Origin of the sequence: Flavobacterium indicum GPTSA100-9 = DSM 17447, from assembly GCF_000455605.1 — a bacterium.
GTDB classification, from domain to species: Bacteria; Bacteroidota; Bacteroidia; order Flavobacteriales; family Flavobacteriaceae; genus Flavobacterium; species Flavobacterium indicum.
Window position 1 is genome coordinate 1,943,320 of record NC_017025.1, and the last position, 24,394, is coordinate 1,967,713.

The following is a 24,394-nucleotide window of genomic DNA, read 5'->3' on the forward strand; positions in this document are numbered from 1 at the left end:
ATTATTTAACTAATAAAAATGGAAATTTTATCAAATCCAAATGCTTGGGTAGCTTTATTAACCCTAACTTTTTTAGAAATTATTTTAGGTATTGACAACATTGTTTTCTTGTCTATTGTTTCTGGTAAATTAAAAGAAGAAGACCAACCAAAAGCACGAAGAATTGGTTTATTATTAGCCATGGCTTTTCGTATTATTTTATTATTTGGTATTACTTGGGTAATGAGTTTAAAAGATTCCTTCTTTGATTTTGATTGGAGTTTTGTTTCAGGTGGAATTTCCGGGCAAAGTTTAATTGTTTTTGGAGGTGGATTGTTTTTATTGTATAAATCCGTTTCAGAAATTCACCATAAATTAGAAGGTGAAGAAGAAGCTACTGCTGGAAAAGCAAGTAATTCATTAGCTTCAGCCGTAATTCAGATTGCTCTTTTAAATATCGTTTTCTCGTTTGACAGTATTTTAACTGCTGTTGGTTTAGTTAGTGCCGCGCCTGCTCCTGCTGGTTTTGGTCCTGCTGGTGCTTTAGAAATTATGATTGCAGCAATTGTAATTTCAATTGTAATTATGTTAATTTTTGCTGGTCCGGTTTCTAAATTTGTAAACGAACACCCAACTATTCAAATTTTAGGATTATCATTCTTAATCTTAATTGGTGTAATGTTATTAGCAGAAGGTTCTCACTTGGCTTCTATTAAATTCTTCGGAGAAACGGAAGTACATAGTATTCCAAAAGGGTATCTATATTTTGCTATTTTCTTCTCTTTATTTGTAGAATTTTTAAATTTAAGAATGAAGAAAAATGCTAGAAAACCAGTACAATTACACAATAGTAAAATTGCTGATTCTAAATTAACTGATGATGATTTAATGAATTAAAAAGCTTAACATTAAATATAAAAAATGCCTGTTCTTTTTTGGAGCAGGCATTTTTCTTTTTAGTACATATATTGTCCCGCTTTCGCCTGTGCATGGCACTTGGCTCTATCGGGGCTAGTAAAGACGTTGTAATTTTCAAAAGACAAAAAACTAACAGGAATTAGAAAAACTTGTTTGGATTGATTATTTACCACCCTTCAAGGGTCAAACCCTTGAAGGGTGGTTAAATTCTTCAACTATTATTTTAATCCAAACTCAACGTAATTTGTCCGTCATCATCCAATTGAATATTGAAATCTTGGATATCATTACCTTCTTCCAATTCTTCTTTTAGTTCAGCTTCAGGTTCATCTAAAATTTCTTCATAAGGCAAAGGGTCCAATAAATTTACTTGTTTCAATTTATCCGTACTCAATTGATTCCCTTGCGCTTTTATTCCTTTTACAGCAATGAATTCCTCGAAATTGACAATCTGATTTTCCTTTTGAACACCTTTTACTTTGGCAAAAACAACTTCTGCCATAGGACGCCAATCGGTAGAAACAATTTCTAACTGCGATTTTTCATGTTCCGAAATAAAAATCTCTTCCTTATTTTCGTTTTCTACTAAAAATCGTTTAACATAATAACGGTCTTTTTCTCCATCAAAATAAATCGCAGAAATAGGTTTATTTTTATTCCATTTTTCTAAAACAATCATGTCTTCTTCAAAATGGGTCGATAATTCTGGTATAATCGTTTTTACTTTACCTGACTGTGTAATAACCAATAAACGATCATTCGGCTTAAATTCACCTAACAACTCTCCCCTTCCGTCTACATTTAATCGTTGCACCGTATCATCAAACCACACTTTTCTAGGACGTAGCGTAGAAATCCCTTTCTCTTTTAATTCAATTTTCTTTATTGGATATTTTGAAACCGTGTTTCCTTTACTGGCACGACCTTTAATCATTATTTCAGCAAAATCCACATCCCATTTCAGTTTTTTCACACTGCCTACCTGACGCAATAATATGGTTACAACCTCAGCTTCTCCATTTGGATTGGCAGAAAAATAAAGCACTTGACTTCCCGCTTTTTCTTGCGTTAAATCATATTCTTTATCACGTGTTACCCCTGAAACATTGAATCGCTTAATAAAGGAAGGACCCGACTTACCATCACGATAAATCATGTTATAAATGGTTCGCTTGTCGTTTTTATCAAAAACCGCCACATGAATAATGTCTTTTCCAAAGAATTTTTTGTCGTCTATTTTTGAAATCATCATTTTTCCATCGCGTAAAAAAACAATAACATCATCAATATCTGAACATTCGCCCACATATTCATCTTTCTTCAAGCCCATACCAACGAAACCTTCTTCCCTATTTACATAGAATTTTTGGTTACGTAAAACTACTTTTGTGGCTTGAATGTTATCAAAGTTGCGCAACTCCGTTAGGCGTTCGCGTCCTTTACCGTATTTCTCTTTTAATCGTGTAAAATGATCAATAGCAAAATCAATAATATTGGCTAAATGATGTTTCACTTGTTCGATTTCATCTTCTAATTTAGCGATATTTTCATCGGCTTTGTCTGAATCGAAACGTGTAATACGAATCATTGGAATTTGCGTCAATTTTTGCAAATCTTCATCAACTATATCACGAATTAAAATCTTTTTAAAAGGTTCAAAACGGTTGTATAAATACTCGTATAACGACTCTCTATCACTGTACAATTTAAAGTCGATGTACATTTCTTCTCGAATGAAAATCTTCTCTAAATTAGAAAAATGCCATTTTGTTTCGAGTTCGTCTAATTGTATTTCTAATTCGCGCTTTAAGATATTTACCGTTCTATTAGTCGAAATTTTCAACATGTCTGAAACCCCAATAAACAAAGGTCGATTGCAATTTTCGATTACACATCCCAACGGAGCAACAGACAATTCACAATCGGTAAACGCATACAAGGCATCAATCATTTTATCCGGAGAAGTTCCTGGTTGCAAATGAATTAAGATTTCTACCTCAGCAGCCGTATTGTCTTCTATCTTTTTAATCTTAATTTTACCTTTTTCATTCGCCTTTAAAATACTGTCAATCAATTTAGTGGTATCAGTAGAAAAAGGAATTTGTGTAATAACCAAGGTGTTTTTATCTAGTGGTGCAATTTTAGCGCGTACACGAACCCTTCCACCACGCATACCGTCATTATACCCCGAAACATCAGCAATACCAGCCGTTGGAAAATCAGGAAATATGGTAAATGGTTTTCCTTTCAAAATTTTAATAGAAGCATCTATTAACTCATTGAAATTGTGTGGTAACAACTTCGTTGACAATCCAACCGCAATCCCTTCTCCGCCTTGAGCCAACAATAAGGGGAATTTTACCGGTAAATGAATGGGTTCATTTTTACGACCGTCATAACTCAATTGCCATTCCGTTACTTTTGGAGAGAACAACACATCTTGCGCAAACTTACTTAATCTTGCTTCAATATATCGAGGGGCAGCAGCTCCATCACCTGTTAAAATATTACCCCAGTTCCCTTGACAATCGATTAATAAATCTTTTTGTCCAATGTTTACCATAGCATCGCCTATACTCGCATCACCGTGTGGGTGATACTGCATTGTGTGTCCAATGATATTCGCTACTTTGTTGTAACGCCCATCATCTAACTCTTTCATGGAATGCATGATACGGCGCTGAACCGGTTTAAATCCGTCTTCAATAGCCGGAACCGCACGCTCTAAAATTACATACGACGCATAATCCAAGAACCAATCTTTATACATTCCTGTTACTTTCGTAATGGAATCCGAATGATCAGAATGGTCTTGACTTTCAGGTATAAAATCTTGACTTTCGTCTGGGTTTATATTTTGATTTTCTTCACTCATATTTTTGTTAACAGTTGTCAGTTTTAAGTTGACAGTTATTAGTTGATAGTTTAAAGTTTACTTACAAAAACTAACTCCCCAACAACTCCTCAGCCGTATCCAACTCTACTTTCAAGTTATTGATAATAAAATCTTGTCGGTCTGGGGTATTTTTACCCATATAGAATTCTAATAATTTTTCAATCGACATCGCTTTATCTAACATCACAGGATCTAAACGAATATCTTGACCAATAAAATGCTTGAACTCATCGGGTGAAATTTCTCCCAATCCTTTGAATCGTGTAATTTCTGGTTTTGGCTTTAACTTTTCAATCGCATTTATACGTTCTTCATCTGAATAACAATAAATGGTCTCTTTCTTATTACGTACACGGAATAAAGGCGTTTGTAATATATACAAATGTCCTTCTTTGATTAATTCTGGGAAAAACTGCAAGAAAAACGTAATCAACAACAAACGAATGTGCATCCCGTCGACATCGGCATCGGTAGCAATTACAATGTTGTTGTATCTTAAGTTTTCGTAATCTTCTTCAATATCTAAAGCCGCTTGTAATAAGTTGAATTCTTCGTTTTCATACACAATTTTCTTAGTCATACCGTATGAATTCAAGGGTTTACCACGTAGAGAGAAAACCGCTTGCGTATTGACATCACGTGATTTCGTAATAGAACCAGATGCCGAATCTCCTTCGGTAATAAATAGTGTACTTTCTAAATACCTTGGATTCTTCACATCTGTTAAATGTACCCTACAATCGCGTAATTTTTTATTATGTAAACTGGCTTTTTTAGCACGCTCTTTCGCTAATTTTCGAATACCCGACAATTCCTTACGCTCACGTTCAGCTTGTAAAATTTTACGAAGCAATTGGTCAGCAATTTCCGGATTTTTATGCAAGAAATTGTCCAACTTCGTTTTGATAAAATCATTTACAAACGTACGAACAGATGGTCCCTTAGGCCCCATATCCGTTGAACCTAGTTTTGTTTTAGTTTGCGATTCAAAAACGGGTTCTTCAACTTTAACAGCAATTGCCGCTACAATTGATTTTCGTATATCTGACGCTTCAAAATTTTTATTATAAAATTCTTTTAAAGTACGTACCACCCCTTCACGAAAAGCACCTAAATGCGTACCCCCTTGCGTCGTGTTTTGTCCGTTTACAAAAGAATAGTATTCTTCTGAATATTGTGATTTACTGTGTGTTAAAGCAATTTCAATATCATCGCCTTCCAAATGAATTACTGGATACACCATATCTTCAGCAGTGATATTGTCTTCCAACAAATCTTTTAATCCAAACTCAGAATAAAACTTATCGCCATTGTAATACAAGGTTAGTCCTCTATTCAAATAGGTATAATTACGAAGCATTTTCTCTACATACTCATTTCGGTATTTGTAGTTTTTAAAAATGGTTTCGTCGGCAATAAAAGAAACTTTTGTACCTCTTCGTTTAGTTGTTTCTACTAAATCTTCTTCAAGTGTTAAAACCCCTGCCGAAAATTCAGCTGCTTTTTGTTGGTTATCTCGAACCGATTCTACTCGGAAATAATTAGAAAGTGCATTAACTGCCTTGGTACCTACACCATTTAATCCGATTGATTTTTTAAAAGCTTTGGAGTCGTATTTACCACCGGTATTCATTTTAGAAACAACATCAACCACTTTTCCTAATGGAATACCACGACCATAATCGCGTACAGTCACTAATCGGTCTTTGATAGTCACTTCAATGGTTTTACCTGCCCCCATAGCAAACTCATCGATACAGTTATCGATAACTTCTTTGACTAAGATATAAATACCATCATCAGGAGTGGAACCGTCACCTAATTTTCCAATGTACATACCCGGACGAATTCGGATGTGTTCTTGCCAATCAAGCGATCGAATATTATCTTCGGTGTATTGATTTGGATTCAATTCTTCTAACATAGACACAAATATGGATAATGTGCTAATATAAGTGAATTGCCCAAATTTTAAAAGCGGTTTACAAAGAAGTTTTGAACATTTTCTACTAGTGAAAAGTGAATAGTATTTAGTGATTAGCTTTTATTTTGACTTTCGACTTTCGACTTTCGACTTTCGACTTTTGACTTTTGACTTTTGACTTTTGACTTTCGACTTTTGACTTTCGACTAATTTTTATAATGCCTAAAAATTCCTGTATCTGAAATGGTCCAAAGTGCAGCCTTTTGATTCGCCGCTTTTAACGCCTGATTCGCCCATGTATTACACGTATAAAACAAGGAATAACTTCCTTTTGCTTCATAAAACGCATCATTATTTCCATAGACCGCTTTAGTATCAATTTTCGTTACATTTCCGTTGTTTAATTGAAAAGAATTATTAATAAATACAATCAGCTTTTTATATTCAATTGAATCAATAGTTATTTTTTTACAATCGATGCCTTCTTTCAAACTTTTATAAAATGTTATATGCAAGGCACTTGAACTCAAACCTGTTGCAGCATTTAAGGCAGTGCTTACTTTTAAGTCGGACCAAGTGGGAGTTTCTAAATAAAATCCTCTATCGCCCCAACCAATTGCCATAAATTGAGCTGTGGAATCTTTTGCTTTAGTATCGGTAAACTTGACTTGTTTTGACCAATTGAAATACTCATTTTTTACAGGTAAAACAATATCGGTATGAACACCATTGGTTAGTAAGTAAATTTCAATTTTTTGGGCCGGAATTAACGTTCTAGAATCATATGAATTTACAGGGATAAAAGAAAGCAATGTGACTACTATTCCATACATCAATAAAGCGAGAAGGAATAAACCAACATATTTTACTGTTTTAATAACAATCTTTTTCATTATTTAAAAAAACTAGTTTCAAATTCCCAACCTTCTTGTCTTAATAACCTTCTAAAATCACCTCTTGAAAACGTTAATACTACATTGGTGGTATCGCCATTTTCTTTAATAATAGTTGGATTAGTCTTTAATTTTGACTTTAAATAATTATAATCTTTTTTAGTTCCTAATTGAATGTATTTCCCTTTTAAACCTTTAAAATTAATACAAGAAACTTGCACCCCATTTTCTTGTTCTTTATTCAGAATTATACTTTGCTTAAATAATTTTGCGACTTCGCCTTCATCAAAGGAAAAAATTGTATCTAAATTGGCCATTTCCCAACAAATTGTATCACCTTTAAATCGGACGTCATACAATTTGCCTGTTTCTTTATCCAATACTTTATTTCCTTTCAACTCAGCTGTTTTAATAGAATCCAATTCTTTTTTGGTCATTTCTAATGAATCAATATCTTTTAAAATGATGTATTTTGATTGAATCATTATTTTATGTGTAGCATCAAAACTGTATTCACCAATATATTTTTGTGGAAAATGAGTAATCTCATCTACATCAGCGGGTTGGGCTTCTGAAAACAAAATAAAACTATCATTCAATTGATGAGATTCACAAGAAAGTAGAGATGTTGCAACGAGAAATAACACTATTTTTTTCATACGTTTAAAAATTAAGTTGATTGGTTTAAGAAAGTACTAACAAAACGTATGCCACAAAAAAACCGTTGAAAATTTCAACGGTCTTAAAATAAATTTTTATTAAAATATTTTATTATACATTAAAACGGAAGTGCATTACATCGCCATCTTTAACAATATATTCTTTTCCTTCTACTCTTAGTTTCCCGGCTTCTTTAACTTTTGCTTCTGAACCGAAGGCAACATAATCTTCATAAGCAATTACTTCAGCACGAATAAAACCTTTTTCAAAATCTGTATGAATTACACCGGCTGCTTTTGGAGCTGTATCGCCCACTTTAATAGTCCACGCACGAACTTCTTTAACACCAGCTGTAAAATAGGTTTGTAAATTCAATAATTTATAAGCCGCACGAATTAAAACCGCCGAACCTGGTTCTGTTAGTCCTAAGTCTTCTAAGAACACTTGACGTTCTTCATAACTTTCTAATTCATTAATATCTGCTTCAGCACCAACTGAAAGTACAATTACTTCCGCTTGTTCATCTTTTACTAACTCACGTACTTGGTCTACATATTTGTTTCCATTTACTGCAGAAGCTTCGTCTACATTACAAACATATAATACTGGTTTAGCAGTAATTAATTGGAAACCTGCAAACAATTCTTCTTCCTCATTAGACTGAGGCACTACTGTACGAGCCGATTTAGCTTGCATTAAAGCATCCTTAATTCTATCTAATAACGCTTTTTCAATTTGCGCTTCTTTGTTACCTGTTTTAGCTGCTTTATTAACTTTTTCTAAACGTTTTTCAACCGTTTCTAAGTCTTTTAATTGTAATTCGATATCAATAGTTTCTTTATCGCGAATCGGATTTACATTACCGTCTACGTGAACAATATTATCATTATCAAAACAACGTAAAACATGAATAATGGCATTACATTCTCTAATATTTCCTAAGAATTGATTACCTAATCCTTCTCCTTTACTAGCTCCTTTAACTAAACCTGCAATATCAACAATATCAACTGTTGCCATTTGAACTCTTTCTGGTTTAACTAATTCTTCTAACTTAACAATTCTTGGATCGGGTACATTTACTACACCAATGTTTGGTTCAATTGTACAAAAAGGAAAGTTAGCACTTTGTGCTTTGGCATTTGATAAACAATTAAATAAAGTTGATTTCCCAACATTTGGTAATCCTACAATTCCTGCTTTCATGTTATAATAAGTTTACAGTTAACAGTTTAAAGTTAACAGTTGCTATTTTTTAAAATTTTAAGTGTGCAAATATAATCTATTAATTAATAGTAAAAAAACATCCTTTCTTATTAAAGTATGTAAATTCTAGTAATCTTTCAAATAATCATGTAACATCCCTCCTATTCTTGCGCTATAACTTTGTAGTATCAAATTAAAAATAAAAAATTATGAAAAGATTTAGTAGCATAGCTTGTATCTTATTAACGACAACAATAGGATTAGCGCAGAATCAAAATGTTCAAAAGGAAACCTTAGTTACAACAACTACTATTAAAGATTCTAAAGGGGAACAAAAAATTGTAAAAACCGAAAAAATTAAGGAAATTCAAAAAGTAGCTATTGGAGAAGAAAAACCGGGTACAAAAAATATTCCGCAAGTTGAAGCACCAATAGATGTAACCAAAACCACTCAAGTGGCCATTAATGGTACTGTTAGAACTGTTGATGTTAAACACGCAACGCATTACACCTCCAATGGAGTGAAATATGAATTGGAAAGTGACGACTTAGGGTATTCGGTGATTATTCCTAATAACAAAAAAAGAGCTTTATTAAGAAGAACCTCTAATGATAATTATATTTATTCGAATAAAAATAAAATTGCGGTTGCACATTTTGATGCCGAAGGAAATTTAATTTTAGAAACCTACGATGAAAAAACAGATCGCATTAAAACTGAAAAATTGGAATTAGTCAAAAACTAAATGATATGTAAAAAAAAAAGTCCGAGAAAATTCTCGGACTTTTTTTATTCATTATGTAAAAACGACTGTCGGTTTAAAAGAGTCTCTTCACTTTCCACATGGTCCTCATCAGGCACACAACAATCCACTGGACAAACCGCTGCACATTGTGGCTCTTCATGGAAGCCTTTACATTCAGTACATTTTCCTGGAACAATATAATATACATCATCAGAATAAGGAGTCTGTGCTGCATCAGAATCAACTTCAGTACCATCTGGTAGTATCACTTTTCCTGATAATTTTGTTCCATCTTTCCATCTCCAATCATCAGCTCCTTCATAAATTGCTGTATTCGGACACTCTGGTTCACATGCACCACAATTGATGCATTCGTCTGTTATCTTTATTGCCATATTGATTAACTTAAAATTTTGAATTTGGAAAACAAAACCTATTTTCTGTATATTCCAAATAATATAATTAATTTTGCGGCACAAAAATACAACGTAAACCCATTAAAAACAAGTTACAAATGTTACAAATCGAAATAAAAAATTGTTTTGTTGAATTAGGTCATTTTTTAAGTCAATTTAATGAGAATAAGACCATTAAAAAAGAGGCAATCAAAAACAATGATTCTTTTTTCGAAAAATTTAATGATTTAATTCAATTATCACAATCACACAACAATTGGTTTACACCAGAAAATGTATTTTTTGCTATTCAATCTTGGACTGAAGCACTTACTGATGAAAATTTATCAACTTGGTTAAGTAACTATACTTTCGAAAATACAGCTCCCAAAAAAATCGGACTTGTTTTAGCTGGTAATATCCCTTTAGTAGGGTTTCATGATTTCTTAAGTGTAGTAATTACTGGTAATCATGCTTTGATAAAAACTTCATCAAACGACCAACATCTTATTAAATTTTTAGCGAAATACTTAATTGCTTTAGATAATAGATTAGAGGACAGAATTACTTTTGTTGAAGGAAAATTAGAAGGTTTTGATGCAGTAATAGCAACCGGAAGTAATAATACAGCTCGTTATTTTGAGTATTATTTTGGTTCTAAACCAAATATAATTAGAAAAAACAGAAATTCGGTTGCCGTTTTAACCGGAAATGAATCGCAAAAAGAACTAGAAGCATTAGGTGATGACATTTTTAGATACTTTGGTTTAGGTTGTAGAAATGTTTCCAAACTATTTGTTCCAAAAAACTACAATTTCGAGGCTTTTTTCAAAGGCATGTTTGTTCATAAAGACATCATTGAATATGAAAAATACGCCAATAATTACGACTATAACAAAGCCGTATATTTAATGAGTCTCTTTCAAATTTTAGATAATGGTTTTATGACTATTAAAGAAGATACAAGTTATGCTTCGCCAATTTCTTCTGTATTTTATGAATATTATGATTCTATAGAAGATGTGAAATCAAAATTAGAAGCAGATAAAGAACTAATTCAATGTGTAGTTAGTAATGGTGTTATTGAACATTCATTCCCTTTTGGTCAAGCGCAGCATCCTAAACTTTGGGATTATGCTGACAATATTGACACTTTACATTTTTTAAATAATTTGCAGTAATTTTCTAAAACGAAAACGATTTCGTTAATAAACTACCGCATTTTTAGCCTCTATTGATCGGTTGTATTGTTAAGTTATTGCGAAATTTGCAATCATTAAAACACAACTTAACAATTAAAAAATGAAAAAACACAATTACAGTGCTGGTCCATGTATTTTACCGCAAGAAGTTTTTGAAAAATCGGCACAAGCTATTTTAGATTTTAATCAATCTGGATTATCTATTTTAGAAATTTCTCACCGCAGTAAAGATTTTGTTGCAGTCATGGAAGAAGCCCGAGCTTTAGTACTTGAGCTACTAGGATTAGAAGGAAAAGGATACCAAGCCTTATTTCTACATGGCGGTGCAAGTTTAGAATTCTTAATGGTGCCCTATAATTTAATGAAAGTTAACGGAAAAGCGGCCTATTTAGATACGGGTACTTGGGCAAGTGGTGCAATAAAAGAAGCCAAACACTTTGGTGAAACTTTAGTTGTTGCTTCTTCCAAAAGTGAAAATTACAATCATATTCCAAAAGAATATACTATTCCTTCTGATGCCGATTACTTCCATTGCACCAGTAATAATACCATTTTTGGAACTCAAATGAAAAGCTTTCCAACAACAAAAATCCCAATGATATGCGACATGAGTTCTGATATTTTTTCGAGAGTATTAGATTTTACTCAGTTTGATTTAATCTATGCTGGAGCTCAGAAAAATATGGGTCCCGCTGGCGCTACTTTAGTTGTTGTTAAAGAAGATATTTTAGGTAAAACCGGTCGTGACATTCCCAACATGTTGAACTATCAACAACACATTGATAAAGAAAGCATGTACAATACACCACCTGTATTCCCTATTTATGTTTCATTATTAACTTTACAATGGTTAAAAAATTTAGGTGGAATAGCAGCTATTGAGAAAATTAACAATCAGAAAGCAACTTTGCTCTATTCTGAAATTGACCGAAACCCTTATTTTAAAGGAACAGCAGCTGTTGAAGACAGAAGTAACATGAATGCTACTTTTTTATTAGTTGATGAAACACATAAAGATGTTTTTGATGCGATGTGGAAAGAAGCAGGTATTTCAGGATTAAACGGACATCGTTCTGTTGGAGGCTATAGAGCTTCAATGTATAATGCCTTACCTCTAGAAAGTGTACAAGTTTTAGTAGACGTGATGCAGGCATTCGAACAAAAAATGAATTCTTAAAATTGATAAAAAAACATAAAAATGAAAGTATTAGCAAATGATGGTATTTCTAAAAGCGGTATAAAGGCTTTAGAAAAAGGAGGTTTTGAAGTAATCACAACTAAAGTAGCACAAGAGCAAGTTGCTAATTTTATTAATGCACATGATGTAAAAGTACTACTAGTACGAAGTGCTACAAAAGTAAGAAAAGATATCATAGATGCTTGTCCGGGTTTAAAAATCATTGGTCGAGGTGGTGTTGGAATGGACAATATTGATGTGGATTATGCTCGTAGTAAAAATATTCATGTAATTAATACGCCTGCCTCTTCTTCTGAAAGTGTAGCTGAATTAGTATTTGCGCATTTATTTTCTGGTGTCCGATTTTTATACGATTCCAACCGTGTAATGCCTTTGGAAGGTGATACACATTTTGATGCCTTAAAAAAATCGTATGCTAATGGAATTGAATTAAGAGGTAAAACTTTAGGAATCATTGGTTTTGGCCGAATTGGTCAAGCTGTAGCTAAAATGGCTTTAGGATTAGGAATGAAAGTAATTGCGGCCGATAGTTTTGTAAGTGAAGCGGTAATACGAGTAGATTTTTACAATGGCCAATTCATCAATGTGGATATTGTAACCGAACCCATGGAGGATGTATTGAAACATGCCGACTTCATAACGTTACATGTTCCTGCTCAAAAAGGTTATGTCATCGGAAGAGAAGAACTTAAACTCATGAAAGAGGGTGCAGCTATAATTAATTGTGCTCGAGGGGGTGTTATAGACGAAGTAGCTTTAATTGAAGCCTTAGATGAGGATAAAATTGCTTTTGCTGGATTAGATGTTTTTGAAAAAGAACCTACCCCAGAAATGCATTTATTAATGAATCCGAAAATTTCTTTAACGCCTCATATTGGCGCAGCTACTCTTGAAGCCCAAGACAGAATTGGGACAGAATTAGCAGAACAAATTATCAGTTTATTAAAAAATTAATTACTTTTTTTGTACATTTATATCAATTATAAAAATTAAACACATATGTTTGACCAATTAACTGATCTAGTAAAACAATTTGGTGGAGAAGCTGTCGTAAATAATTCAGCTGTACCTAATGAGCAAAATGATGCGGTAATGAATGAAGCGAGTTCTTCTATTTTATCTGGTTTAAAAGACATGGTAGCTAGTGGAAATGTTTCTGATTTAGCCGGTTTGTTAAACGGACAATCTGCTATAGACATGAATAATCCGGTGGTTCAAGAATTAGCCAATAAGGTAACCGGAAATTTGGGGGAAAAATTTGGACTTTCTAATGAAGCCGCAGGAAGTGTTGCTGGTGGATTAATTCCACAAGTATTAGGTGGACTATTGAATAAAGCAAAAGATCCTAATCAACCTGGATTTAATATGAGCGACTTAGTTGCTTCAATTTCTGGAGGTCAAGGCGGTGGTTTACTAGACATGGTTTCTTCTGTAGGAAGTCAATTTGGATTAGACCAAGATGGTGATGGTAAAGTTGGTATGAGTGATGTAACAGAAATGGTTTCAAAAAAATCAGGTGGTCTTGGTGGATTACTTGGCAAACTTTTCGGAAAATAAAATCAACAAATAAAAGTTAAAAAGCATCGATTTATCGGTGCTTTTTTTTACCTTTATGGCTCATAAATAGATATGTCTAAACTATTTTTCATAGGGACCATATTGTTTACACTAGTTTTTTCTTGTCAATCGAATAAAAATTTTTCGTCCGATAACAATCAAAAATTAACTAGTGACACCATTCGTATTGTCAATGAAGAATTAGATTATGAAGTCATTATCATTGATGGAGGATTTACATCTTGGTTTAATTCTTATGCAAGACCAAGAGGATTTTATACCCAAGAATATTTGGAAACAAGAAATCGTTTTTGGGTTTTAGAGTGGAATAATCGTTCTAGAAATCCTAAATTAATGCATCTTTATGAAATGCCCATCAATTATGAATCAACGATTAATTATGGTTTTGAAGTAAATTATATGTTGTACAACTATTTAGTTTATTTTCAAATGACCAATAAACAACAATTAGGCGGTTTCCCTGCTCGAATATAAAATGAATAAATTAAAAGAACGCTGGAACATTCAAAGTAATTTTCAGTTATTTATAATTCTTTTGGTATTTGCAATTACAGGCTCTACTTCTGCTCTAATTGCAAAGCCACTATTAACTTTATTAGGTATAACTAAAGAAAGCGTTGGATTGTGGTTCTATTATCCTTTGTACATTATAATTATTTTACCTATTTATAAAATATTATTGTTAATCATTGGAACATTAGCAGGCCAACACTATTTCTTCTTAAACTTTATCAAGAAGATGTTAAATAGAATGGGATTAGGTTTTTTATTTAAAAATAACGAATAATTAGATAAAAATACTTTTAACTTCTGCGTCTTAACTTCTAACTTTTATCGTATTTTTGCAAAAATGCACCTATTGCTATGCAACATTCTGAAGAAACCATTGAAATTATTGGCGCTCGTGCCCATAACTTAAAAAATATAGACGTTACCATTCCTCGTGAAAAGCTTGTAGTAATTACAGGATTATCGGGTTCAGGAAAATCATCTTTAGCATTTGACACTATTTATGCAGAAGGTCAACGTAGGTATATTGAAACTTTTTCAGCTTATGCCCGTCAGTTTTTAGGTGGATTAGAACGTCCGGATGTTGATAAAATTGATGGTTTATCACCCGTAATTGCAATTGAACAAAAAACGACCAATAAGAGCCCGCGCTCTACTGTAGGAACTATTACCGAAATTTATGATTTTCTTCGTCTATTATACGCTAGAGCTGCAGATGCATTTAGTTATAATACGGGTGAAAAAATGGTTTCGTATTCCGACGACCAAATCAAAGAGTTAATTTACACTGAATTTGACGGCAAAAGAATCAACATTCTTGCGCCAGTAGTTCGCTCAAGAAAAGGACACTACCGTGAATTATTTGAGCAAATTGCCAAACAAGGTTTTCTAAAAGTCCGAGTTGATGGCGAAATTCGCGATTTAGATTACGGAATGAAAGTGGATCGTTACAAAACCCACGATATTGAGATTGTAATTGATCGTATAGCCGTAAAACAAGACGAGGACACCGATAAAAGAATTACCGAAGCAATCAAAGTGGCCATGCATCATGGTGACGATATTTTAATGGTAATAGAGCATGAAAGCAACGAGGTTCGTTTTTACAGTCGAAGCTTAATGTGTCCGACTTCAGGAATCTCTTACCCGAGTCCGGAACCTAATAATTTTTCATTCAATTCACCAAAAGGAGCTTGTCCAAGTTGTAACGGACTTGGTGTAGTGAATGAAATCAACCTCAATAAAATCATCCCCAATCCAAAAACTTCAATAAAAAATGGCGGTTTTGCTCCCTTAGGCGAACAAAAAAGCACTTGGATTTTTAAACAATTGGAACTGATTGGAGAAAAATTCGGATTTAAATTATCCGATCCAATTGAAAGTATTCCTGCTGAAGCCATGGACATGATTTTGAATGGTGGAAATGAAAAATTTTCGGTAGTTTCCAAAGTAATGGGAATTACCAAAGATTATAAGATTGATTTTGAAGGTATTTCGAATTTTATAAAAAATCAGTACGAACAATCCGATTCACAAAGCATTAAACGTTGGGCAAAAGAATTCATGGATGAAAATGAATGTTCGGCTTGTGGAGGTTCTCGATTAAGAAAAGAATCGTTGTATTTTAAATTAAATGATAAAAGTATAGGCGATTTGGTTCAAATGGATGTGGTTGAATTGGCCCAATGGTTCCATGATTTACCGAATCATATTTCTGAAAAACAGCAAGTTATAGCAACTGAAATTCTGAAAGAAATCAACGCTAGAATAAGTTTTTTATTGGATGTTGGATTAGACTACTTAAATTTAAATAGAAGTTCAAAAACCTTGTCCGGTGGTGAAGCCCAACGTATTCGATTAGCGACACAAATTGGTTCACAATTAGTTGGTGTATTGTATATTTTAGACGAGCCTAGTATTGGATTACATCAACGAGATAACGAACGATTAATCAAATCATTAGAAAGTTTACGAGATATTGGAAATTCAGTTTTAGTAGTTGAACACGACAAAGACATGATTGAACGTGCCGATCACGTAATTGATATCGGTCCGAAAGCAGGTCGTTTTGGTGGACAAATCATCAGTCAGGGAACTCCAAAAGAGTTGTTGAAAGAAAACACTATTACTGCGCAATACATCAGCGGTAAAATGCAAATTGAGATTCCGACAGAGAGAAGAATCGGAAATGGTAAATCTTTAAAACTGACGGGGGCAACCGGTAACAACTTAAAAAATGTATCGGTAGAATTTCCATTAGGCACCATGATTTGTGTTACAGGTGTTTCAGGAAGTGGCAAATCAACTTTAATTAATGAAACCCTTTATCCCATATTGAATACACATTTCTATAATGCAGTAAAAAAACCACAGCCTTATAAGAAAATAGAAGGATTGGAGCATATTGATAAAGTAATTGATATCGACCAAAGTCCGATTGGTAGAACACCAAGAAGTAACCCTGCAACCTATACGGATGTATTTTCAGAAATTAGAAGTTTATTTACTCAAACGCCAGAAGCCATGATTCGTGGTTACAAACCGGGACGATTTAGTTTTAATGTTTCTGGTGGCCGATGTGAAACTTGTGAAGGAAGTGGCGTTCGAACTATTGAAATGAGTTTTTTACCCGATGTATATGTAGAATGTGAAACTTGTCAAGGCAAACGATTCAATAGAGAAACATTAGAAATACGATACAAAGGAAAATCAATTTCAGATGTTTTAAACATGACTGTAGATGAAGCGGTTGATTTTTTTGAAAATATTCCCAAAATTTACCGAAAAGTAAAAACTATTCAAGATGTTGGATTGGGTTATATTACACTAGGACAACAAAGTACTACCTTATCTGGTGGGGAAGCCCAACGCATCAAATTAGCTACTGAATTATCTAAAAAAGATACTGGAAATACATTTTATATTTTAGACGAACCTACAACAGGTTTACATTTTGAAGACATTCGTATATTAATGGATGTTATCAATAAATTAGTAGAAAAAGGCAATACTGTGGTAATCATTGAGCATAATTTAGATGTAATAAAATTAGCTGATTACATTATTGATATTGGTCCTGAAGGTGGTAAAGGCGGCGGAACAGTGGTTTGCTCTGGCACACCAGAGGAAGTAATAAAAAATAAAAAGAGTCATACTGCGTTGTTTTTGAAAAAAGAGTTATCATAAATAATTAATTATAGAATGACAAAAAACATATTTGCTTTACTAATTTTAATGCTTTTTATTTCTTGTAAATCGAATAAAAGTATAGTAGAGTCGCATTCAAAATATTTCACTGATTCCATTTACAGTAAATCTTTATCTGAATATAGAAAACATAATATTTATTTACCAAAAAATTTTAATTCATCAGAAAGCTATCCCATAGTATATGCTACTGATGGATTTACTATTAAAGAAAATTCTTTTTTGAAGAAAAATTTAGATTCATTAATTGAAAATAATATAATTAGACCAATAATTTTTGTAGAAAGTCATTGTAATACGAAAATCGCGGATAGTTCAGGTACTTTTGGTAATGGTAAAAAAATCTATAATAAATACAGATATTTCGAATATGTTGAAAAACAAACAAATGATTCAATTTTATCAAAAAGATTTGATAATCATATGAATTATTTTAAAAATGAAATGATTACTCATATTGAAAAACAACTGAATCAACAATCCTCCAAAACAAATAGGTATTTTTATGGTTTTTCCAATGGTGCTGATTTTGGTATTAGCTTGCTTAATTATCAAACTAACATTATTGGAACTTATCTTTGTTTTTCTGCAGTAGGAATGAATTCTGCAAAAAAATGGACAACAGATAAAAAGCATCCAAATTTATATATTGTATACGGTACTAAAGAAGGAGATTGGGTGAAAAATGAAAATGAATTTATGAGAAAAGTTTATAATGATTCATCATCTTTTATTTCCATAAAAACTTTCGATGGTGGACATGATTATCGAATGTGGAATAATGAACTAATAAAATTATTGACAAAATTATTTTCAACAAATAAATAAATAAATAGTATCTTAGCGACCTAATTACTTCACACAACAACACTGCTATTATTTTATTATTAACCTTACTAGTTTGTTATATTACAAATTAAAACATTTATTATGGCAGCAGATCAATATCAAAATGATGATGAAAGAATCCAAGATAAGTTAAAACAAAAAACTTGGAATGAAATTAGAACCAATGACTCATGGGCTATATTTAAAATCATGTCCGAATTTGTAAATGGATATGAAGCCATGGGACGAATTGGACCTTGTGTATCAATATTTGGTTCAGCTAGAACGAAACCAGAAGACAAATATTATTTATTAGCCGAAAAAATTGCCTATAAAATCAGTAAAGCAGGTTACGGTGTCATCACTGGAGGTGGACCTGGAATTATGGAAGCCGGAAATAAAGGTGCTCACTTTGGAGGTGGAACCTCTGTTGGATTAAACATTGAATTGCCATTTGAACAACATTTTAATCCTTATATTGACAGAGATAAAAACCTAAATTTTGATTATTTTTTCGTTAGAAAAGTAATGTTTGTTAAATATTCACAAGGATTTGTAGTAATGCCGGGTGGATTTGGAACGCTAGACGAAATGTTTGAAGCTATTACCTTAATTCAAACCAAGAAAATTGCTAAATTCCCTATTATTTTAGTAGGAAGAGAATTTTGGACTGGATTGTTAGATTGGATTCAAAGTGTAATCATCGACCAATTTAAAAATGCAAGTCCGGAAGACATGAATTTATTTAAAATTGTGGATACAGAAGATGAAGTTGTTGAAGCTTTAGATAATTTCTACAAAAAATACAACTTATCGCCAAACTTCTAATAAAACAAAAATCCCAATTACTTAATTGGGATTTTTTTATTTAGTTTACTTTATATTGAATGCCTATATTTCCATTCATAAATTTACCAAAAGCAAAAGAAGTAACTACATTAAATCTTTTAATTTGATAATTGGCAGCCACTTCACCTACATAATTTATTTTATCTTTCTCAATAGTATCCAATAACTTATTAATAGTTGATTGAATAGGAAAAACATTTTCAATCGTGCCTTTTTCTCCAGAAACTTTGTAATTGAATTTACTAGTATTACAAATAAAACTTCCTATGATTTCAACTTTTCCTACTTGTTTAGAACCAGATAATTGAAAATGAAAAGTATCAACTAACCCGTTAATTTGATTGATGCCTAAACTCCCAAAATTGGTATTAATATCTAAAAAATCAAAACTAATGTCTTCTTTTGAATAATAAGCTAATGCAGAAAAATAGATATTTCTACTTTCCAATTTTGGAAAATACTGACTTAAATTATGCTTAAGTCCATAACCATACACTTGATAATACCCTTTTTTTAATTTGGTATTTGTTGATGTTCTGGTTAGTAACTCTGTTCCAAATGGTAAGGCTAAATTAATATCTAAATAAGGATAAACCACTAACTGTTGATTAATACCTTGGGGAGTTTTCAATCTTATTTGTTGACCATCAAGATCTCCAACTAAGTAAATTTGATTGTCATTTCCCATTGCTGTAGGAACAGTTGCCGAAGTAGCCCCATTTTCTATTTGAAAAAATTTAAAATCAGAATTATTAATTACAAAAGTTCTATCAGTTTTAGGGACATTGAACATATTAACATTTATTCCCATGGATAAATCCCACGTTTTCCTTTTTTTATTTGAATGGTTCCAGGCACCTGAAGCTTGATAAACGGCACCATCTGTAGCGGGAATTATGTATTGTTTAGAATAAAATAGGGCATCTTCTAAAAGATACCCTACTTGCTGTAATTGATTAATTGTTTGTGCCTTCCCATTATAATAAGAAGCTAAAACGATTATTGAAAAAATTATTTTTTTTAACATATTAAGCGTCAATTTTGGCATAAGCCGCATTTTTCTCAATGAAGTCTCTACGAGGTGGTACCTCATCACCCATTAACATAGAAAACACTCTATCCGCTTCAGACAAACTATCAATAGTTACTTGACGTAATGTTCTAAATTCAGGATTCAAAGTAGTTTCCCATAATTGTTCAGCATTCATTTCCCCAAGACCTTTATAACGTTGTACATTAGTACCTCCACCAAATTCCATTGAAATTCTATCGCGTTGGTCATCGTTCCAAGCATAGGCTTTTTTGTTCCCTTTTTTCACTTGGTATAACGGTGGCTGAGCAATATAAACATGTCCTCCTTCTATCAATTCTTTCATATAACGGAAGAAGAACGTTAAAATAAGTGTAGAAATGTGAGAACCATCGACATCGGCATCACACATGATTACTACTTTATGGTATCTTAATTTAGATAAATTTAAAGCTTTGCTGTCTTCTTCAGTACCCACTGTTACTCCTAATGCGGTGAAAATATTTCGAATTTCTTCATTTTCAAACACTTTGTGTTGCATGGCTTTTTCCACATTCAAAATCTTACCTCTTAAAGGTAGAATAGCTTGGAAGAAACGATCACGACCTTGTTTAGCTGTACCACCCGCTGAATCTCCCTCAACTAGGAAAATTTCACATTTTGCTGGATCTTGTTCCGAACAATCAGACAATTTACCTGGTAGTCCTCCACCGCCCATAACGGTTTTACGTTGTACCATTTCACGAGCTTTTTTAGCTGCATGACGTGCTTGAGCGGCTAAAATTACTTTTTGAACGATGATTTTGGCATCATTTGGATTTTCTTCCAAGTAATTTTCAAGCATTTCAGCTACCGCCTGAGATACAGGAGAAACTACTTCTCTATTTCCTAATTTGGTTTTAGTTTGACCTTCAAATTGAGGTTCAGCTACTTTTACAGAAATAATTGCAGTTAAACCTTCACGGAAATCGTCTCCTGAAATTTCAAATTTTAATTTATCTAATAATCCAGAAGCATCAGCATATTTTTTCAAGGTACGGGTTAATCCCATACGGAATCCTTGTAAATGTGTACCTCCTTCATGCGTATTAATGTTATTTACGTAAGAGAAAATATTCTCTGTGTAACTTTCGTTGTAAATCAAGGCTACTTCAACCGGAATTTCACCTTTGTCATTTTCCATTGAAATAACATGTCCAATGATTGGCACACGGTTTCCATCTAAAAACTTAACAAATTCTTTCAAACCTTCTTGAGAATGAAATGTTTCAGAAACAGGATTTCCTTTATCATCTAATTCTCTTTTATCCGTTAAAGTAATTGTAATTCCTTTATTTAAGAACGATAATTCACGTAAACGTGCAGCTAATGTTTCATAAGAATACACTAGTGTTTGTTGAAAAATAGTTCCATCAGGTTTAAAAGTTACAATTGTACCTCTTTTATCTGTTGTCCCTATTTGTTTAACCGGATATAATGCTTTTCCTCTTTCGTATTCTTGCTCATAAATTTTACCTTCTCTATGAACAGTAGCTTTCAAATGATCCGATAAAGCATTCACACACGAAACCCCCACCCCGTGAAGACCTCCTGAAACTTTATAAGAATCTTTATCAAACTTACCTCCTGCTCCAATTTTAGTCATTACAACTTCTAAAGCAGAAACACCTTCTTTTTTGTGAATATCTACGGGAATACCACGACCATTATCTTCAACCGTGATAGAATTATCTTCGTTAATTGCTACAAAAATAGTATCACAATGTCCAGCTAGAGCCTCATCAATTGAGTTATCTACAACTTCATATACTAAGTGATGTAAACCTCTTACTCCAGTATCTCCAATATACATGGATGGACGCATACGTACGTGCTCCATTCCTTCCAACGCCTGAATACTATCTGCCGAATAATTGTTCTTTTTTACTTCGTCGCTCATAATTAAGTTATTTGTCTGTATTTTAGTCTAACGAGCAAATATAATCAATTCAAACCTAATTTCTAAACAAAATACCACCGATAACTGATAAGTTTTCAACAAAATAATTTAACAATTGATACACTTTAATTTAGCATTCTAGATGTGTTTTAAAAAAGAAAATACGCTAGCAATTGCTCACTAACGTATTTTACAAACAAACCACTATTTACGAAAAACTAAACTCGTACTTTCTCTAGGGCAATTGAGGTATCTGCCTCCACGTGAGCAGCGTTTGCTCTTCCACTTGGATCTAGATTCTCTTGCCATTTTGGAATCCACTTTCTTACCGTTTGTGCGGCACTTTGTTGTGGATAAAATTTATGAAATATACTTCTATAAAAAAAGGCTTCTTTCGTTACAGGCGTATTATAAGGGTATAACAATTCTGCTTTTGCAAAATCTTCATCTGAAACCTGCTCAGTGCAATACTCTATTAAAGTATCAATCCAATTGTATCCTACTCCATCTGAGAATTGTTCTTTTTGTCTCCATAAAACTTCTTCTGGCAAATAAGGCCTTTCTGGAGTATCAAACGCTTTTCTTAAAATATATTTTTCAATTCCGTCATAAGTCTTAGGTTGCTTTTCTTCGGGCTTTATATTCATAGCCACTTCTAAAAAAGCTTTATCTAAAAATGGCACTCTTGCCTCTAATCCATGCGCCATGGTTGATTTATCTGCTCGCAACAAATCGGCTGTAAATAATTTTTGCACTCTATCAATCGTTTCTCTTTGAAATTCCTGCGCAGATGGAGCGTTTCTAAAATACAAATAACCTCCAAAAATTTCGTCAGCTCCTTCTCCAGACAATACCATTTTTATTCCTCTATCGGTTATCGCTTTTGACAAAAAGTACATTGGTGTACTAGCTCTTACAGAAGTGACATCGTAAGTTTCTAAATGCCAAATTAATTTTTCTAAAATATCAATGCCTTGCGCAACAGTGAAAAACACTTCATGATGATCAGTTCCTATAAATTCAGCCACTTTTCTCGCAGCTAATAAATCAGGAGCTGTTTCATCTAAACCAATTGAAAAAGAGTGAATTTTTTGTCCTGAACTTTCGGTTAATCTACAAGCTATAGATGAAATTAAGGAAGAATCTAAGCCACCTGATAATAAAACTCCAAAAGGAACATCTGCCATTAATCTTTTTTCTACAGCTTTTGTTAAAGTTGTTCGGATAGTTTGATAATCAACTTCTTCAATTGCTTTGGATTGGTCTTCCCATTTTGGATGATAATATTTTACAAACCCCGTTTTTTCAGTATAAAAATGACCTGGAGGAAAGGTTGAAAAAGTTGCACATTGATCAGCAATTGCTTTCATTTCCGAAGCAAAATAGGTTCTTCCTCTTTCATCAATTCCATAATACATAGGTTTCACTCCAAGAGGGTCTCTTGCTGCAATAAAATCATCTCCATCGATTACAACGAAAGCAAAAATTCCATCCAACATATTACAAAAATCGTAACCAAACTCTTCATACAAATGTACTATCACTTCAGAATCAGAAGTTGTTCTAAAAGTATGATTAGCCAATGTAGTAGCTCTTAATTGTTTGTGGTTATATATTTCACCATTATGCACCATCCAAGCAGATGAAGTACCTTGAATAGGCTGTTTTCCCGTATGTAAATCAACAATTGATAAACGCTCATGAGCTAAAATATGACCTTTTTCCATAACATGGATATCACTTTCATCTGGCCCTCTGTGACTCATTCTCTTTGACAACTGTTTTACTAACGCTTCATCTTTTCCTTTCCCTATAATGGCTAATATTCCGCACATAACTTTTTATTTTAATTATGAAGCAAAATTGAAGCTAAAAGTTATTTTTGAAAAGTTAAAAACAAATTTTGCTTTAATTATTAAACTTAAAATTAATTTTTAGAGTTATTTATAAAGTAAATCGATAAAATTCAGGTCAAAAACTTACAATTATAAAATTTCTAGAATTTCATAGTGCACCTGATTCATTTGAAAAGTATGTCCAATTTCTTGTCCCAGTAATTGTTCTCCTAATGGTGATTGTGGTGAAATTGAAAAAAAAGATTGATTATCAATTGTAATTTTAGGTAATGCTGTTGCAATTAAAACGATTAAATTGTTTGTTTTTACTAAACTTCCTAGCACTACTCTATCGGTTTGTTGATCTAAATCGATTTTGGTTACAACCTGTTTTTGTGTTAATGCTTCATTCAATTTTAGTGCAATTTTTTCTTGTTCAATATGCAATTTCGACAAGGTTGTTTCGTGTTTATCTCCTGCGGATGATTTGGCATCGTTTTGTGCATCTTCGGTTAACGAAGCGATTAAATCTTGATACACATCAATTTTATCTTGAAGTAAAACTTGATAATGGTTGATAATTTGATTTTTAATTGACATG

21 protein-coding genes are annotated in these 24,394 nt (G+C 32.7%); 11 read left to right on the forward strand and 10 right to left on the reverse strand.

The genetic code is table 11. The features are described 5' to 3' along the window. The first annotated feature begins 18 nt into the window (after positions 1-18). On the forward strand, positions 19-876 hold the full coding sequence (locus tag KQS_RS09035) for a TerC family protein (protein ID WP_014388880.1): 858 nt from the start codon (positions 19-21) through the stop codon (positions 874-876). A gap of 244 nt (positions 877-1,120) precedes the next feature. On the opposite strand, the gene KQS_RS09040 is transcribed toward KQS_RS09035, so the two are convergent. From KQS_RS09040 to ychF, 5 genes are all read right to left on the reverse strand, one after another. Further along, entirely contained in the window at positions 1,121-3,772 is a 2,652-nt protein-coding gene (locus tag KQS_RS09040; protein WP_014388881.1) for a DNA gyrase/topoisomerase IV subunit A, read from the reverse strand. Between the two features lie 70 nt (positions 3,773-3,842). Then, positions 3,843-5,717 (reverse strand): DNA topoisomerase IV subunit B, encoded by a 1,875-nt coding sequence (locus KQS_RS09045; RefSeq protein ID WP_014388882.1) that lies wholly within the window; start codon positions 5,715-5,717, stop codon positions 3,843-3,845. 206 nt (positions 5,718-5,923) lie between these two features. Continuing rightward, the gene (locus KQS_RS09050) at positions 5,924-6,610 is read right to left on the reverse strand and encodes a TIGR02117 family protein (protein ID WP_014388883.1); all 687 of its coding nucleotides are present in this window, start codon (positions 6,608-6,610) and stop codon (positions 5,924-5,926) included. Beyond that, positions 6,610-7,269, reverse strand: a complete 660-nt coding sequence (locus KQS_RS09055) for a hypothetical protein (protein WP_014388884.1) — start codon at positions 7,267-7,269, stop codon at positions 6,610-6,612. Before KQS_RS09055 ends, KQS_RS09050 begins: the two co-directional genes overlap by 1 nt. Before the next feature lie 112 nt (positions 7,270-7,381). Continuing rightward, positions 7,382-8,476 carry a redox-regulated ATPase YchF gene (gene ychF / locus KQS_RS09060; RefSeq protein ID WP_014388885.1) on the reverse strand — a complete coding sequence of 365 codons (1,095 nt, stop codon included), beginning with the start codon at positions 8,474-8,476 and terminating at the stop codon, positions 7,382-7,384. 209 nt (positions 8,477-8,685) lie between these two features. Between ychF and KQS_RS09065 the strand changes: the two genes are divergently transcribed. Continuing rightward, complete coding sequence (locus KQS_RS09065; RefSeq protein ID WP_014388886.1) at positions 8,686-9,222, forward strand: hypothetical protein; 537 nt, start codon at positions 8,686-8,688, stop codon at positions 9,220-9,222. Positions 9,223-9,266: 44 nt separating this feature from the next. Here KQS_RS09065 and KQS_RS09070 read toward each other — a convergent pair whose 3' ends face one another. Next, positions 9,267-9,617 carry a 4Fe-4S dicluster domain-containing protein gene (locus KQS_RS09070; protein WP_014388887.1) on the reverse strand — a complete coding sequence of 117 codons (351 nt, stop codon included), beginning with the start codon at positions 9,615-9,617 and terminating at the stop codon, positions 9,267-9,269. 119 nt (positions 9,618-9,736) lie between these two features. Between KQS_RS09070 and KQS_RS09075 the strand changes: the two genes are divergently transcribed. The 9 genes from KQS_RS09075 to KQS_RS09115 all read left to right on the forward strand — a co-directional run bounded on the left by KQS_RS09075 (position 9,737) and on the right by KQS_RS09115 (position 18,968). Continuing rightward, positions 9,737-10,798 (forward strand): acyl-CoA reductase, encoded by a 1,062-nt coding sequence (locus tag KQS_RS09075; protein ID WP_014388888.1) that lies wholly within the window; start codon positions 9,737-9,739, stop codon positions 10,796-10,798. A 121-nt stretch (positions 10,799-10,919) separates the two neighbouring features. Next, positions 10,920-11,996: a 3-phosphoserine/phosphohydroxythreonine transaminase gene (serC, locus tag KQS_RS09080; RefSeq protein WP_014388889.1), complete on the forward strand. Its 1,077-nt coding sequence runs from the start codon at positions 10,920-10,922 to the stop codon at positions 11,994-11,996. Positions 11,997-12,017: 21 nt separating this feature from the next. Next, complete coding sequence (locus KQS_RS09085) at positions 12,018-12,971, forward strand: D-2-hydroxyacid dehydrogenase (RefSeq protein ID WP_014388890.1); 954 nt, start codon at positions 12,018-12,020, stop codon at positions 12,969-12,971. Positions 12,972-13,016: 45 nt separating this feature from the next. Continuing rightward, positions 13,017-13,574: a hypothetical protein gene (locus KQS_RS09090; protein WP_014388891.1), complete on the forward strand. Its 558-nt coding sequence runs from the start codon at positions 13,017-13,019 to the stop codon at positions 13,572-13,574. 72 nt (positions 13,575-13,646) lie between these two features. Next, positions 13,647-14,069: a DUF6146 family protein gene (locus tag KQS_RS09095; protein ID WP_014388892.1), complete on the forward strand. Its 423-nt coding sequence runs from the start codon at positions 13,647-13,649 to the stop codon at positions 14,067-14,069. Between the two features lies 1 nt (position 14,070). Then, on the forward strand, positions 14,071-14,382 hold the full coding sequence (locus KQS_RS09100; RefSeq protein ID WP_014388893.1) for a DUF6787 family protein: 312 nt from the start codon (positions 14,071-14,073) through the stop codon (positions 14,380-14,382). A 77-nt stretch (positions 14,383-14,459) separates the two neighbouring features. Then, positions 14,460-17,291, forward strand: a complete 2,832-nt coding sequence (gene uvrA, locus KQS_RS09105; RefSeq protein ID WP_014388894.1) for an excinuclease ABC subunit UvrA — start codon at positions 14,460-14,462, stop codon at positions 17,289-17,291. A 15-nt stretch (positions 17,292-17,306) separates the two neighbouring features. Continuing rightward, on the forward strand, positions 17,307-18,140 hold the full coding sequence (locus tag KQS_RS09110) for an alpha/beta hydrolase (protein ID WP_014388895.1): 834 nt from the start codon (positions 17,307-17,309) through the stop codon (positions 18,138-18,140). Between the two features lie 102 nt (positions 18,141-18,242). Next, positions 18,243-18,968, forward strand: coding sequence for an LOG family protein (locus KQS_RS09115; RefSeq protein ID WP_014388896.1), 726 nt, complete (start codon positions 18,243-18,245; stop codon positions 18,966-18,968). 40 nt (positions 18,969-19,008) lie between these two features. Here KQS_RS09115 and KQS_RS09120 read toward each other — a convergent pair whose 3' ends face one another. From KQS_RS09120 to KQS_RS09135, 4 genes are all read right to left on the reverse strand, one after another. After that, complete coding sequence (locus tag KQS_RS09120; RefSeq protein WP_014388897.1) at positions 19,009-20,016, reverse strand: DUF6588 family protein; 1,008 nt, start codon at positions 20,014-20,016, stop codon at positions 19,009-19,011. A gap of 1 nt (position 20,017) precedes the next feature. Continuing rightward, positions 20,018-21,958 carry a DNA topoisomerase (ATP-hydrolyzing) subunit B gene (gyrB, locus tag KQS_RS09125; RefSeq protein WP_014388898.1) on the reverse strand — a complete coding sequence of 647 codons (1,941 nt, stop codon included), beginning with the start codon at positions 21,956-21,958 and terminating at the stop codon, positions 20,018-20,020. A 218-nt stretch (positions 21,959-22,176) separates the two neighbouring features. Then, the gene (asnB, locus tag KQS_RS09130; protein WP_014388899.1) at positions 22,177-23,793 is read right to left on the reverse strand and encodes an asparagine synthase B; all 1,617 of its coding nucleotides are present in this window, start codon (positions 23,791-23,793) and stop codon (positions 22,177-22,179) included. Positions 23,794-23,943: 150 nt separating this feature from the next. Continuing rightward, positions 23,944-24,393, reverse strand: a complete 450-nt coding sequence (locus tag KQS_RS09135) for a GreA/GreB family elongation factor (protein ID WP_014388900.1) — start codon at positions 24,391-24,393, stop codon at positions 23,944-23,946. Between the last annotated feature and the right edge of the window lies 1 nt (position 24,394).